A 13,786-nucleotide genomic window follows, 5' to 3' on the forward strand; every position below is an offset into this window, starting at 1 on the left:
GGTGCCTTCTTTTCATCATAAGCCCAAAAAAATTTACATAAGATTAATAGAAAGCAAAAGTGCTGTTTACATAGCAATGATAGTGTAGGTTTGTCAACAAAAAGCGGTTATGGAGGGAGTACATAAGAATGGGTTTCTTACGCAACAGAATCGTCGGCATTACACTGGCAGGCGCAGTCGCTTTAGGATCAGCGGGAACAGGCAGTGCAGCAATGGAAACAGCGAAAAAGAAGGAACAACCAAAGGTCAAAAACGTGATCATGATGGTCATGGATGGAACAAGCTCTTCTGCAACAACATTGGCACGCTGGTATAAAGGCGAACCGCTCGCGATGGACCAGATTGTCAGCGGCGGTGTCCGGACGCATTCGGCAGAATCGGCGATCACTGATTCTGCACCTGCAGCAACTGCGATGGCAACGGGACGAAAATCAAATTCTTCCTATATTGGAGTGCTGCCTTCAAAGGTGAATACACCAGGTGTCGAGAAGGTCGGTAAAAAAGATCAATACCGGCCTGTGGCAAACGTGCTGGAAGGCGCCAAACAGAAGGGAAAAGCAACTGGCATTATTGCAACCTCTGAAATTCAGCATGCGACGCCTGCCGGCTATTCCGGCCATCATAAGGACCGCAATAACTTTGAAGTACTCGGTGAACAGCAGGTTTATCAAAACATGGACGTTGTCCTTGGCGGAGGAAAAGAATCGCTTCAGCCGGGGACAAAGGATAAAAGCCGCAAAGACGGTGAAGACCTTGTCAAAGTGCTCAAAGATAAAAAGTACGATTTTGTTGAAACGAAAGATCAGCTCCTCAAGTCAAAATCGAAAAAAATTTGGGGCGCATTCTCACAGCGCGATCTCGCGTATGACATGGACCGCCGTGCAACGCATCCAGAGCAGCCGACGATTGCGGAGATGACGAAAAAATCGATTCAGACGCTTTCTAAAGACAAGGACGGTTTCTTTTTATTCGTGGAAGGAAGCAAGCCTGACTGGGCAGCGCATCAAAACGATCCGATCGGCATGATCAGCGATGTATTGGCATTTGATAACGCGGTGAAAGAAGCGCTTGAATTCGCTAAAAAAGACAAACATACAATGGTTATTGCCGTCTCAGACCACGGCAACAGCGGCATCTCCATCGGCAACAGCAACACGACGAAAGGCTATGACACAACGCCGGTATCAGCATATATCGATCCGCTGAAAAAGGCTAAAATGACGGTGGAAGGCGCAACCGGCAAATTAAAAGACGATTTATCGAATATCGAAGAAGCGGCAAAGCTTTACGGACTTGATGATTTAACGCCGGCAGAGAAGGAACAGCTGAAAAGCGTGAAAAACAAAAAAGAAGCGGCTTCATTATTCACCAAGCTGCTCAGCAACCGAGCCAACATCGGATTCACAACAGGCGGTCATACAGGTGAAGATGTCTTCCTGTATTCGTACGGTCCCGAAAAGCCGCAGGGGCTCGTCGATAACACCGGCATCGCTAAAACGATGGCAAAAGCAATGGGCTTCAACTTAGACAAATTAACAAACGAATTATTTATCGAAGCAAAACAGGCATTTAAAAAAGCCGGAGCCAGCGTAACGATCGATCAGAAAGATCCGGCTAATCCAGTTCTTGTCGCATCGCGCAAAAAAGGGAAAGCCGAAATGCCGGTGAACAAAAACCTCATCAGAATCAACGGAAAGGAATATGAATTAGACAGCGTGATTGTTGAAAGCAATGGATCCTTCTACGTGCCGAAGGAAGTAGTTCAGCTGTTCAAAAAATACGCCCGATAATTTGTTTGGCCCCCCTCTTGAAAGAAGAGGGGGTTTTTATTATTCAAAATAAATACATACATTTATTTTTAAATGTCTAGACATATAAAAATAAAAAGATATAATAATAGTTGTGTGAAAGCGCTTTTAATAAAGGAGGATATGACGATGAAAAAGATTTTACTTGCATGCAGTTCGGGTATGTCGACAAGTCTCCTTGTCACCAAGATGGAGGAATACGCGCATTCAATCGGTGACGAGGCAAAAATTTGGGCGGTCGGACAGGACCAGGCAAAAAAAGAGATGGCAGAGGCAAACGTCGTTCTCATCGGCCCGCAAATGAGCTTTTTAAAAGGCGAGCTGCAGAAAGAAGCAGAACAGTACGGTACTAAGGTTGATGTGATTGATATGATGGCTTACGGAATGGCAGACGGAAAGAAAGCTTATGAACAGGCGCTCAGCTTGATCGGAGATTGATGATGATGGGAAAATTAAAACTCGATGAATTAACAGGCGAACAAATTTGCTTTCAGCTCATTCTTCATAGCGGAAACGCCCGCAGCAAAGTCATTCAGTCCATCAGGGCATACCGCGCCGGCAGCGTTCAGAAAGCAGAGGAGCTGCTGCACCAGGCTGAAGCCGATTTGCAGCAGGCCCATGATATTCACTTTCAAATGATTCAAAAAGAAGCGGGCGGGGAAAAAAGTGAGTTCTCTTTGCTGCTCTTGCACGCGGAGGACCATTTGATGTCGACGCTCACGATGAAGGAACTTGTGTCCGAATTATTGGAATTATTCAAAGAGAAAAATCTATGATTCGCACTGTATGGCAAAATCGAAGGGGGATAAGAGACCATGTTTGAAAAATTGAGCAACCTCTTGGTGCCGATTGCCGGGAAGCTGAATAACAACCGGTATTTAGGCGTGCTGAGGGATGCGTTTATGCTGGCTTTTCCGCTCACCATTTTCGGATCGATCATTGTCGTTTTAACCAATTTGCCGTTTCTCAATAAAATGATGAGCAAATCGGCGCTTGAAACGTTCCAGTCGGCTTTAAGCATAGCGCCGAGCGCAACGATCAGCATTATGTCCGTTTTCGTCGTGTTCGGGATCGGGTATTATTTATCCAAAACTTATGAAGTCGAAGCGGTTTTTGGAGGAGTCGTCGCTTTGGCATCGTTCCTTCTGCTGACTCCGTTTGTATTAAACGGCGAAGGAGGGGAAGTGATTCCGAACGTCATCCCGATTGACAGGCTCGGTGCGAAAGGGATGTTCCTCGGAATGATTACCGCCTTTACATCCGCGGAGATTTTCAGATTTTTTGTCCAGAAAAACTATACGATCAAAATGCCCGCCGGCGTTCCACCTGCTGTAGCTAAATCTTTTGCCGCGCTGATTCCGGCGGTGATGACCTTGTCCGTCTACTTGGTCATCAATATCCTTGTGACCCAAGCGTTCAATACGAATATGCACGATTTAATTTACAATCTGGTACAGGCTCCGCTTGTCGGACTTGGAAGCGGTATCATTCCGACCTTGATTGCTATATTTTTTACTCAGCTTCTCTGGTTTTTCGGACTCCACGGGCAAATTATCATCAACTCTGTTATGGATCCGATCTGGAATACGCTTTCGATCGAAAATTTGAATAGCTATACCGCAACAGGGGAAGTTCCGCATATTATCAATAAGCAGTTTATGGAAGTGTACACCGTCGGAATGGGCGGAACCGGGATGACACTGGCCGTGATTATTGCCATCCTGCTGTTTATGAAGAGCAAGCAAATGAAGCAGGTCGCAAAACTCGGAGCAGCGCCGGGGATTTTCAACGTAAATGAACCGATCATTTTCGGCCTGCCGATCGTCATGAACCCGCTCATTTTTATTCCGTGGGTGATCTCGCCGATGATCGTCACTTTAATTACGTATTTCGCAATGGCGTCCGGGCTTGTGCCGCCGCCGACCGGGGTCACGATTCCTTGGACTGTGCCGATTTTTATCAGCGGAATGATGGCGACCAATTCGCTTGCCGGTGGCATTCTACAGATTGTGAATTTAGCCGTTGTCTTTATGATCTGGTTCCCGTTTTTGAAATTCATCGACCGGATGAATATGAAAAAAGAGCAGGAAATCAATGCAGCGGAACAAGATCAGACAACGCTAGGACTTTAAAAGGAGATTGATGACATGTCAAAAACAGAACTGCAGCTAGAACAAATTCAATACCGTTTTCCAAAAGGCTTCTGGTGGGGGTCGGCGGCATCCGCGACTCAGACTGAAGGAGCGGCGGCTGAAGGAGGCAAAGGAAAGAACATTTGGGATCACTGGTACGAAAAAGAGCCGAACCGATTTTTTGACGGAGTAGGCCCTGAGAAGACTTCGCGTTTTTACGAGACTTACAGAGAAGATATTCTGCTGATGAAGGAGCTCGGCCACAACTCTTTTCGTTTCTCCATTTCGTGGGCCCGTCTGTTTCCTGAAGGAAAAGGGCGGTTGAACGAGGAAGGAGCTGCCTTTTATAACCAAGTCATCGATGAGCTGCTGGCGGCTGGGATCGAGCCTTTTGTCAACCTTTATCATTTTGATATGCCGCTTGCGCTCCAGCATATCGGCGGATGGGAAAACAGGCAAGTCGTCGATCACTTTGTTTCATACGCGGAAACGTGCTTCCGGCTGTACGGGGATCGTGTGAAAAAATGGTTTACCCACAATGAACCGATCGTTCCTGCTGAAGGCGGCTATTTATACGATTTTCATTATCCGAACATCATCGACTTTCAAAAGGCCGTCCAGGTCGCATACCATGAAATTCTTTCAAACGCCAAAGCGGTCGAAGCCTACCGCAGACTCGGAGGCGACGGCAAAATCGGCATCATTTTAAATTTAACGCCATCCTATCCGCGAAGCCAGCACCCGGCAGATGTGAGAGCTTCTGAAATAGCTGACGCTTTCTTTAACCGGTCGTTTCTTGATCCTGCCGTTAAGGGTGAGTTTCCGCAGCTTTTAACAGATATTTTAAAAGAAAAAGGCTATTTGCCTGTCAAGGAAGAAGGAGACTTGGAGCTGATCAAAAATCACACTGTCGATCTGCTCGGCATCAATTATTATCAGCCGAGACGGGTGAAAGCGAAGGAGCACATGCCTCATCCGGACGCGCCTTTTATGCCGGAGCGTTTTTTTGACCATTATGAAATGCCCGGACGAAAAATGAACCGCCACCGCGGCTGGGAAATATACGAAAAAGGAATCTATGATATTTTAATGAATGTCAAAGAAAACTATGGAAATATTGAATGCTTTATTTCTGAGAACGGAATGGGTGTTGAAGGAGAAGAGCGTTTCCGCGGCGAAGACGGCATAATCCGCGATGACTACCGAATTGCGTTTATCGAAGAACACTTAAAATGGGTGCACAGAGCGATTCAGGAAGGAGCGAATGTCAAAGGTTATCACCTTTGGACATTCATGGACAACTGGTCATGGACGAACGCCTATAAAAACCGCTACGGATTTGTATCTGTCAACCTTGACAAAAACGGCGAACGAACGATTAAAAAAAGCGGATACTGGTTTAAGAAACTTGCCGAGAACAACGGTTTTTAAAAAGGACTCGGGCTAAAAGATGGTCTGTTGGGCCATCTTTTTATTTCCGCTTCAAAACCGATATAATGATAAGGAAGGTGTTACAAGCATACAGAATCCTTAGTAATGGTGGTTAAAACATGAGAAAATACGAATATATTTCAAACGAAATGAGGAGGCGGATTCAGGAAGAATACTATCCGATTGATCAGCCCATACCTGATGAGCTTTCTCTCGCCAAAGAATTTTCCTGCAGCAGAATGACGATGAAAAGAGCCCTCGATATTCTCGTGTCAGAAGGCATGCTGTACCGCAAGCGCGGACACGGCACCTTCATAGTAAAATCATCGATTCAGCAGCTTCCCGTCAGTGTGACAGACCGCGAAAACCTCGGGCTGACCAAGCTTCTCGCCAATAAACAAATCGAAAGCCGCATCATTCAATTTGATGTCGAATTCCCTTCAGATGAAGTGGCTAAGCAATTGTCAATCGAAAAGACCGTTCCGGTGTATCATATCATCAGGCTCAGAAAGGTTGAAGGCGAACCGTATGTCATTGAAGAAACGTATATGCCTTCGAATGTCATCTCTGAATTAAATGAAGACGTTCTTCACGGCTCCGTTTACCGGCACATCACCGAGACGCTGAAACTGACAATCGCCGGCTCGCACCGGAAGATCAGGGCGGATAAGTCGAATGCGCTCGACCGAGAGTACTTGGAATGCGCCCCTGACGATCCGGTTCTTGAAGTTGAACAGGTCGCTTTTTTAAATACGGGAGAACCGTTTGAATATTCTTTTGCAAGGCATCGCTACGACAAGTTTGTGTTTTCCAGCGTCCATGTTCGGAAATGAAAAACCTGCATAACCGCGGGTTTTTTGTTTTGTCATGCAATCTTCCAGCACGCTTGTCCTCCGAGGGGATCGTGGGCTACCATCGCTTTAGCGGACGGGAATTTCCGAGGCCGTGCGCATATTCAGAACCAGCTGCTCATAAAATTAACTAAATAATTAGAAATAAAACAATATATTGACAACTAATACATTTTTCGTGGTACGATAGGATTGTTATTTGTCCAACAAGCAAAGGGGGAGAATGAATGAAAAAGTGGAAAAGCTTATCATGGATTGTATTGCTGCTGACGCTTGTCATGGGATTGGCAGCGTGCGGAAGCGGCAATGCATCAGGAAATAAGGACGGCGGATCTGCGTCAAAAGGATCAGAAAGCTACAGTCTGCTGACAGGGGGAACCGGCGGTACATATTATCCGCTCGGCGGTCAATTTGCAAACCTTTGGGAGGATGCAACAGGAGACAAATTTACGACGCAGACTACAGGTGCTTCTGCTGAAAACATGGCAACTCTGCAAAAAGGGGAAGCTGAGGTCGCTTTTTCTCAGACGGACATTGCCACTTATGCCATAGAAGGCAAAGAAATGTTTAAAGAAAAAATTGAAGGAATCAAGGCGATTGCCGCCCTGTATCCTGAAACTGTACAGATTGTAACAACGGAAAAAAGCGGAATCAATTCGATTGAAGATTTAAAAGGCAAAACGGTTTCCGTGGGTGCTGCGGGTGCAGGGGTCAACATTAATGCCAAGCAGATTTTGGAGGTTCACGGGATGTCTTTTGACGACATCAAACCGCAAAACCTGTCTTTTGAAGAGTCGACAGACGGCATTCAGTCAGGCGCGATCGATGCCGCCTTCATCACGGCTGGAACGCCTACCGGGGCTGTCGAAGGGCTTTCTGCGCAAAATAAAATAAAAATTTTAAATATTGAAAAAGATAAGCAGGAAAAGCTGATGGAAAAGTATCCGTTCTATGCTGAGGATACGATCAAAAAAGGCACCTACGGCATCGGGAGCGATATGAACACGGTCGCTGTCAAAGCGATGCTCGTCGCATCCGACAAGATGGATGAGGACACCGTCTATAAAATGACGAAAGCGCTGTTTGAAGCCGATAAAATCAATCATGCCAAAGGCGAATTTATCAAGCCTGAAACCGCGCTTGAAGGATTGGGCGATATTGAAATTCATCCTGGAGCGGCTAAATATTTCAAAGAAAAAGGGATAGAAAAATCGTAAAGCCGCAGGCAGATAAGCGATGAACAAGCCCGGACAATCGATAGACCGTTGCAATGAAACATCGGTCTATCGTTTTTCTATTCGGCAGGGGATTTGGAAAAATGGGGAAATTTAAAATTGTAAAACGGCTTGTGCCGGCGCTGATCATTGCCGCTTTTGCAGCGGCATGCCTGATTCCTTATCAGACCGCTGTCGTGTTCGAGAAAGAGGACAGCGGCGAGATCATTGCTTTTCTTCCCCTCCAAAAGGAGAAAAGCTTTGATGTGATCTATACGCATTCCATCCATCGGACAGAAGTGATCGAATCGTATGTGTGGGAAAAAAGAATGATTCGGCAGACCGCTCTGAACTATCATGATCCGGCCGTCGGGATGCCCGCAAACGCGGAGCAAGGTGAAAGGCTCGTCATCAATAACGGTGTCTATACCATTTCGGATATGAAGAGGACCTTTCCGTTCATTGATATGCGGATCGGAAGGGTGAGGGCGAATCACAGGATCAAGTATTCAGGCGCTGAACATGAGTTAAAGCGGTACATCCGCCCCGGCACATGGACAAGGATGAGTGTCCGAAAACTAAATGTCTTGCAACAACTGAGGGGAGTGAAGATCAATGACTGAGCAGCTTTCGGAAAAAGATCAGCAGGAACTGCTGGAGAAATACGATCCTGAAGCGGGGACGAGAAAGCTCAAAGGGTTGACGGGGGTCATTGCATTTGTCGGCCTGCTCGCTTTTTCTTTGTTTCAATTATACACAGCCATTTTTGGCGTTTTTCCGGCTCAAATTCAAAGGTCGGTTCATTTAGGATTTGCGCTCGGTCTGATTTTTTTATTGTTTCCGGCGACAAAAGGTTTACGGAAGACCGGCAAATTCAAAGTCGCCTGGTATGACGCAATCTTAGCCGTATTAGGAGCGGGCGTCGGCGCTTATTGGGTTGCCAATTATGAAACGATTGTAGGCGGGATCGGATTGATCACGGAAACGGACTTTTATGTCGGACTGTTGGCCGTCCTGCTCGTATTGGAAGCGACAAGACGTGCTGTCGGGCTGCCGATTACGATCATCGCCGGCCTGTTTCTTTTGTACGGCCTTTACGGCTCGTATCTGCCGGGCTTTTTGTCTCACAACGGCCTGACGCTGGAAAGGCTCGTTCAGACGATGTATTTTACGACGGAAGGAATTTTGGGCACGCCGCTCGCTGTGTCTTCGACATTCATCTTCCTGTTCATCCTGTTCGGTTCATTTCTTGTCAGAACCGGTGTGGGGCAGTATTTTAATGACCTTGCTGTGGCGATCGCCGGACGAAGCACTGGCGGACCGGCAAAAGTCGCGATTTTTTCAAGCGCGCTTCAGGGAACGATCAGCGGAAGCTCTGTCGCCAATGTCGTCACTTCCGGATCGTTTACGATTCCGATGATGAAAAAACTGGGTTATAAAAAAGAATTTGCCGGTGCAGTCGAAGCTTCCGCATCTACCGGCGGACAGCTGATGCCTCCCATCATGGGAGCCGCCGCCTTTTTAATGGTTGAGTTCATCGGCGGAGGCATTACGTACTGGGATATCGCGAAAGCCGCGATGATTCCGGCTGTTTTGTACTTTACGGGCATCTGGATTATGACCCACTTTGAAGCGAAGCGCCTCGGCTTGCGCGGTTTAACGAAAGAAGAAATGCCGAACCGCAAGGAAGTATTCAAAAAGATTTATTTGCTGCTTCCGATCGTTTCGGTCGTCGTTTTGTTAATGTCGGGCATTACAGTCATGCATGCCGCTTTGTATTCGATCGTTCTGGCGATCCTGGTCGGTTTGTTCAACAGGGAGACGCGAATGGGCCTTAAAGGGATTGTGCTGGCTCTCGCGGAAGGAGCGAGAATGGCACTTTCCGTTGCGGCGGCAACGGCTGCCGCCGGCATCATCGTCGGAGTCGTCACAAAGACGGGCCTCGGCCTTAAACTTGCAAACGGTCTGCTCGATTTGGCAGGAGGTGCATTGCTGCCTTCGCTCTTTTTGACAATGATCGCCGCTCTTGTTCTCGGAATGGGATCGCCGACGACGGCGAACTATGTGATTACGTCGACGATTGCCGCACCAGCCTTGATTTTGCTGAATGTTCCTGATCTGTCGGCCCACTTGTTCGTGTTTTATTTCGGCATCGTAGCTGACATTACACCGCCCGTTGCTTTGGCCGCATTTGCCGCCGCCGGTGTTGCGGGAGGAGAGCCGATCAGAACGGGGATCAATTCAGCAAAGCTTGCGATTGCCGCTTTTATCATCCCGTATGTATTCGTCCTGTCTCCGGAGCTTCTCATGATTGACGCGCATTGGTATGAAATTCTCTGGGTGATCTTTACCGCATTGTCCGGAATGATCGCCATCGGTGCGGGCATGATTGGATTCTGGATGAGAAAAGTGTTCTGGTTTGAAAGAATAATGGCGGCTGCCAGCGGTCTTCTGCTGATTTATCCGGAGGGCTATTCCGACATAATCGGTCTCGGCATATTCCTTCTGTTGTTCGTTCTTCAGCTGATGTGGAAGCGGGACAAAAGCCATCCGGAAGAAATGCAGGCCTTAAAAGCATAAATAAAAAAACAGCCTTCAATGTGAAGGCTGTTTTTTATTAAAGCGGCCACCAATGAAAGCCGTCTTTTGCGAGCAGGTCATCAGAAGCTTTCGGTCCCATAGAGCCCGCCTCATAGTTAGGGGAAAGGGTTTTGTTTTCCTCCCAGTTTTGAGAAATCGCATCAACAAAACTCCAGGAAAGCGCAACTTCATCCCAGTGGGCAAAGTTTGTCGCGTCTCCGTGCAAACAGTCCAAAATCAGCTTTTCATAAGCTTCAGGCGTGTTGATGCCGTCCCCGCAGTTATGGCAGTAGTCGAGCTTGATCGGCTGGGCAAAAGTGCCGCCTCCAAGCTTCCTTGCGTTTAAATGAAGGGTGATGCCTTCATCAGGTTGAATATGGATCACCAGCAGGTTAGGATGCATCGTGTTGCCGTTTCCGTAATAAAGATTCATCGGAATGTCTTTAAATTGGACGACAATCTGCGTTGATTTTTTCTGCATCCGTTTCCCTGTCCGGATGTAGAATGGCACACCGGCCCATCTGAAGTTGTCGATCAGCAGTTTGCCGGCAACGAACGTTTCCGTATTCGACTCTTTTGCTACATTTTGCTCATCGCGATAAGCCGGAACCTGTTTTTCGTCAACGACACCCGCGTCATACTGGCCGCGCACAAAAAACTGATCGACTTCGTCTTTTCGAATCGGACGAAGGGCTCTGAGCACTTTCACTTTTTCGCTGCGGATCTCTTCCGTGTTCAGCTTGATCGGCGGTTCCATCGCAAGCAGCGCCACCATTTGAAGAATGTGGTTTTGAACCATGTCTCGAAGCGCACCGGATTTTTCATAATATCTCGCTCTGTCTTCCACACCCAAATCTTCACTTGACGTGATTTGAATATTCGAGATGTATCTGTTTGTCCAAAGCGGCTCAAAAATCGCGTTGGCAAAGCGGATGACTTCGATGTTCTGCACCATTTGCTTTCCTAGATAATGGTCAATCCGATAGATTTGATCTTCTGTAAAGGCTTCACGAATTTCCTGATTCAAGGATTTTGCGCTCGGCAGATCATGTCCGAAAGGCTTCTCGATCACGAGCCTTGACCAGCCTGTTGTTGAAGTGACACCCTCTGATTTTAGGAACTTTGCAATCGTTCCGAAAAATTCAGGAGCCATCGCTAAGTAAAACATCCGGTTATTCGGAATATCATATGTACTTTCCAGCTTCTCTAAAAGTTCGTTCAATTCCCGGTATGAGCCGGAATTTGTAACATCAAAAGGATGATAGTAGAAGTGAGATGTAAACTCGTCTACATCCTTTTCGTTTAACGGAAACTTCGAAACCGATTGCTGTACGGTACTGCGAAAGTCTTCATTTGTCCAAGGGCGTCTGCCGACTCCGACAACCGCGAATTCATTCCCGATTTGTCCGTTTTCGTAGAGCCTGTGGATAGAAGGATATAGTTTTCGTTTTGCCAAATCCCCTGTTGCGCCAAATATTACGATAACTGCTTTTGGTTCCATTTGATCTTTTTTCAATTAAACGTACCTCACTTTATTCGAAGCTAAGTTTATTTTCTTCATTTTAAAGCTAATAATCCCTTAAAGCAAACATTTGAGATCGAATCGTATGAAAAGTTTACTGAAAACGGGCAGGGTATTTAGTTGCATAGCATGGCGTGAAGCCGGCGTTTCTTTTTTCTCAGACTTCCTGTATGCTTGTGATAGATGAAGTTTTTAGCAGGAGGAAAGGATATTGGAGTTATTATTTTTAGGAACGGGAGCAGGCATCCCCGCAAAAACGAGGAATGTCACATCCGTTGCATTGAAGCTTTTAGAAGAAAGGCGGTCTGTTTGGCTGTTTGACTGCGGGGAGGCCACACAGCATCAAATTTTACATACATCGATCAAGCCCAGAAAAATTGAAAAGATTTTTATTACCCATCTTCACGGCGATCATGTATACGGGCTTCCGGGTCTTGTCAGCAGCCGCTCTTTCCAGGGAGGAGAAGGTCCACTGACCGTGTACGGACCGCAAGGAATCAAAACGTTTCTTGAAACGGCGCTTGACGTATCGGGGACGCATGTCACATATCCGCTTGTGATTAAGGAGATTGAAGAAGGGACAGTCTTTGAAGATGACCAGTTTATCGTGACGGCGAGAAGCGTATCTCACGGCATCCCCGCTTTTGGATACCGCGTGCAGGAAAAAGATGTTCCAGGCGCACTTGACGCCGAAGCGCTGAAACAGACCGGAGTCTCGCCTGGCCCTGTTTATCAAAAGCTGAAAAACGGGGAGACGGTCACATTGGAAGATGGCCGGAAGATTCGCGGTGCAGACTTTATCGGACCGCCGAAAAAAGGGCGGATTGTCGCTTTTTCCGGAGATACGAGGCCATGCGAGAATGTGAAGAAGCTTGCCGAAAAAGCCGATGTCCTCATCCATGAAGCAACATTTGCGAAAGGCGACAGGGAGCTTGCCGGAGACTATTATCACAGCACTTCAGAACAAGCGGCGGAAACAGCGCGGGAGGCCTGCGCAAAAGAACTGATTTTAACCCATATCAGTGCAAGATACCAGGGGGAAAACGTGCTTGAACTGGTCAATGAAGCGAAAGCGATCTTTCCTGATACCGTGGCAGCTTTTGACTTTTATGAGCATGAGATCAAAAGAACTTAATTGGCATTCGAAGCTTCTTTGTTCCGGCAATGCGGGACGGGAAGCTTTTTTTGTTGACACGGTTTTAAAATGGTGTATAATAAAGCGTAATCATTACGTTTTGAAAAGGAGGACAACATGAGAGTCAAAATTACATTGGCGTGTACTGAAACAGGGGACCGCAATTATATTACGACAAAAAACAAACGTACAAATCCGGATCGCCTGGAATTGAAAAAATATTCTCCGCGTCTGAAAAGGCACACGATACACCGAGAAACAAAATAACAAAAAACCAGCAGAATGTCTGCTGGTTTTTTTGTTTAATTGGCGGCTTGATAAGCGTATGTTTGCTGCTGTGCGGCATACCACACATCATAGACCGCAAGCTGGACGATGTGGGGCTCATCATGATGGATCAAATGCGAGCTGTTTTTCGCTTGAATCCAGCCGCTTTGATGCGAAAGAGACAGCAGTCTGCTGTGAAGCTTCAGCCACTCGTGATGAGCCTGTTTCGCCGCCTCCGTTCTTTTTCCCGCCGAAAGGACGAGCAAAGGAACCGAACCGAGGTGTTTCTTTTCCTGCTTCAGAATGTCTAGGCTTTGTTGAAAGTCCTCATGGGACCCTTCGATCGAAAACTGTTTGCTGTAGTCTTCTTTTAATGTTTCCGGAAGAAGAGGCAGCACTGTTTCCTCCTGATCTTCACAAGCGGGATCAAGCAGCACCATGCCGATGACTTCATCGCTGTACCGGCTTGCAAACAACCTTGCAATGACGGCGCCGAACGAATGGGCAACAAACAGGTATGGTGGTTTGACGCCTGCTGCTGCAAGCAGCGCTTTTAGTTCCTTCACCATCTGATCCGCTGTTCTTTTGCTGCTGCTCGGCCCGCTGTTGCCAAGGCCTGCACGGTCGTATGCAAACAAGCCGAGATCTTCGTCTATATCGGGTAAAATGGGCTGCCAAGTCTTTGAAGAAGAACCGTAGTCCGCTTCAAAAATAATGGTTGCGTTCTTTTTTCCTTTTCTCTGCTTTGTGTAAAACATGCATCCTTCAACTGTATATATTCTTTCCGTTATGGTCATAGAGGTCATCCTCTCTCTGTATATGGTGTTCTATTAGGAAAGACGCACG

At 46.9% G+C, this 13,786-nt stretch carries 13 protein-coding genes; 11 read left to right on the top strand and 2 right to left on the bottom strand.

Features of this window, described 5'->3' with window-relative positions; genetic code table 11:
* Nucleotides 1-128: 128 nt before the first annotated feature.
* The 9 genes from M1E03_RS08815 to M1E03_RS08855 all read left to right on the top strand — a co-directional run bounded on the left by M1E03_RS08815 (nucleotide 129) and on the right by M1E03_RS08855 (nucleotide 10,016).
* Nucleotides 129-1,790, top strand: coding sequence for an alkaline phosphatase (locus M1E03_RS08815; RefSeq protein WP_326455487.1), 1,662 nt, complete (start codon nucleotides 129-131; stop codon nucleotides 1,788-1,790).
* A 147-nt stretch (nucleotides 1,791-1,937) separates the two neighbouring features.
* On the top strand, nucleotides 1,938-2,246 hold the full coding sequence (locus M1E03_RS08820) for a PTS sugar transporter subunit IIB (protein ID WP_020452099.1): 309 nt from the start codon (nucleotides 1,938-1,940) through the stop codon (nucleotides 2,244-2,246).
* A 5-nt stretch (nucleotides 2,247-2,251) separates the two neighbouring features.
* On the top strand, nucleotides 2,252-2,584 hold the full coding sequence (locus M1E03_RS08825) for a PTS lactose/cellobiose transporter subunit IIA (RefSeq protein ID WP_025811183.1): 333 nt from the start codon (nucleotides 2,252-2,254) through the stop codon (nucleotides 2,582-2,584).
* Nucleotides 2,585-2,623: 39 nt separating this feature from the next.
* The gene (gene celB / locus M1E03_RS08830) at nucleotides 2,624-3,940 is read left to right on the top strand and encodes a PTS cellobiose transporter subunit IIC (RefSeq protein WP_035338357.1); all 1,317 of its coding nucleotides are present in this window, start codon (nucleotides 2,624-2,626) and stop codon (nucleotides 3,938-3,940) included.
* Nucleotides 3,941-3,955: 15 nt separating this feature from the next.
* Entirely contained in the window at nucleotides 3,956-5,371 is a 1,416-nt protein-coding gene (locus M1E03_RS08835; RefSeq protein ID WP_105981070.1) for a glycoside hydrolase family 1 protein, read from the top strand.
* 119 nt (nucleotides 5,372-5,490) lie between these two features.
* Complete coding sequence (locus M1E03_RS08840) at nucleotides 5,491-6,204, top strand: GntR family transcriptional regulator (protein ID WP_020452095.1); 714 nt, start codon at nucleotides 5,491-5,493, stop codon at nucleotides 6,202-6,204.
* Between the two features lie 245 nt (nucleotides 6,205-6,449).
* A complete protein-coding gene (locus M1E03_RS08845; protein ID WP_023855143.1) occupies nucleotides 6,450-7,439 on the top strand; it encodes a TAXI family TRAP transporter solute-binding subunit in 990 nt (329 codons plus the stop codon).
* Nucleotides 7,440-7,540: 101 nt separating this feature from the next.
* Nucleotides 7,541-8,059: a DUF1850 domain-containing protein gene (locus M1E03_RS08850; protein ID WP_105981069.1), complete on the top strand. Its 519-nt coding sequence runs from the start codon at nucleotides 7,541-7,543 to the stop codon at nucleotides 8,057-8,059.
* Nucleotides 8,052-10,016 (top strand): TRAP transporter permease, encoded by a 1,965-nt coding sequence (locus tag M1E03_RS08855; RefSeq protein ID WP_023855141.1) that lies wholly within the window; start codon nucleotides 8,052-8,054, stop codon nucleotides 10,014-10,016. Before M1E03_RS08850 ends, M1E03_RS08855 begins: the two co-directional genes overlap by 8 nt.
* A gap of 37 nt (nucleotides 10,017-10,053) precedes the next feature.
* Here the strand turns inward: M1E03_RS08855 and zwf are convergent, their stop codons facing one another.
* Nucleotides 10,054-11,517: a glucose-6-phosphate dehydrogenase gene (zwf, locus tag M1E03_RS08860; RefSeq protein WP_031304722.1), complete on the bottom strand. Its 1,464-nt coding sequence runs from the start codon at nucleotides 11,515-11,517 to the stop codon at nucleotides 10,054-10,056.
* A 232-nt stretch (nucleotides 11,518-11,749) separates the two neighbouring features.
* Here zwf and rnz point away from each other — a divergent pair, with 232 nt between their 5' ends.
* Together rnz and rpmG are read left to right on the top strand one after the other, a co-directional pair.
* Nucleotides 11,750-12,673 (top strand): ribonuclease Z, encoded by a 924-nt coding sequence (gene rnz / locus M1E03_RS08865; protein ID WP_025811189.1) that lies wholly within the window; start codon nucleotides 11,750-11,752, stop codon nucleotides 12,671-12,673.
* A gap of 117 nt (nucleotides 12,674-12,790) precedes the next feature.
* Nucleotides 12,791-12,940, top strand: a complete 150-nt coding sequence (gene rpmG / locus M1E03_RS08870) for a 50S ribosomal protein L33 (RefSeq protein ID WP_003183271.1) — start codon at nucleotides 12,791-12,793, stop codon at nucleotides 12,938-12,940.
* 35 nt (nucleotides 12,941-12,975) lie between these two features.
* Here rpmG and M1E03_RS08875 read toward each other — a convergent pair whose 3' ends face one another.
* Nucleotides 12,976-13,737 carry an alpha/beta fold hydrolase gene (locus M1E03_RS08875; protein ID WP_458110747.1) on the bottom strand — a complete coding sequence of 254 codons (762 nt, stop codon included), beginning with the start codon at nucleotides 13,735-13,737 and terminating at the stop codon, nucleotides 12,976-12,978.
* Nucleotides 13,738-13,786 lie beyond the last annotated feature (49 nt).

It is taken from the genome of Bacillus sp. PK6-013, from assembly GCF_054161445.1.

Coding starts and splice junctions, on each gene's coding strand:
- M1E03_RS08815 (WP_326455487.1), top strand. CDS start 129: ATGGGTTTCTTACGCAACAGAATCGTCGGCATTACACTGGCAGGCGCA.
- M1E03_RS08820 (WP_020452099.1), top strand. CDS start 1,938: ATGAAAAAGATTTTACTTGCATGCAGTTCGGGTATGTCGACAAGTCTC.
- M1E03_RS08825 (WP_025811183.1), top strand. CDS start 2,252: ATGGGAAAATTAAAACTCGATGAATTAACAGGCGAACAAATTTGCTTT.
- celB (WP_035338357.1), top strand. CDS start 2,624: ATGTTTGAAAAATTGAGCAACCTCTTGGTGCCGATTGCCGGGAAGCTG.
- M1E03_RS08835 (WP_105981070.1), top strand. CDS start 3,956: ATGTCAAAAACAGAACTGCAGCTAGAACAAATTCAATACCGTTTTCCA.
- M1E03_RS08840 (WP_020452095.1), top strand. CDS start 5,491: ATGAGAAAATACGAATATATTTCAAACGAAATGAGGAGGCGGATTCAG.
- M1E03_RS08845 (WP_023855143.1), top strand. CDS start 6,450: ATGAAAAAGTGGAAAAGCTTATCATGGATTGTATTGCTGCTGACGCTT.
- M1E03_RS08850 (WP_105981069.1), top strand. CDS start 7,541: ATGGGGAAATTTAAAATTGTAAAACGGCTTGTGCCGGCGCTGATCATT.
- M1E03_RS08855 (WP_023855141.1), top strand. CDS start 8,052: ATGACTGAGCAGCTTTCGGAAAAAGATCAGCAGGAACTGCTGGAGAAA.
- zwf (WP_031304722.1), bottom strand. CDS start 11,517: ATGGAACCAAAAGCAGTTATCGTAATATTTGGCGCAACAGGGGATTTG.
- rpmG (WP_003183271.1), top strand. CDS start 12,791: ATGAGAGTCAAAATTACATTGGCGTGTACTGAAACAGGGGACCGCAAT.
- M1E03_RS08875 (WP_458110747.1), bottom strand. CDS start 13,737: ATGACCATAACGGAAAGAATATATACAGTTGAAGGATGCATGTTTTAC.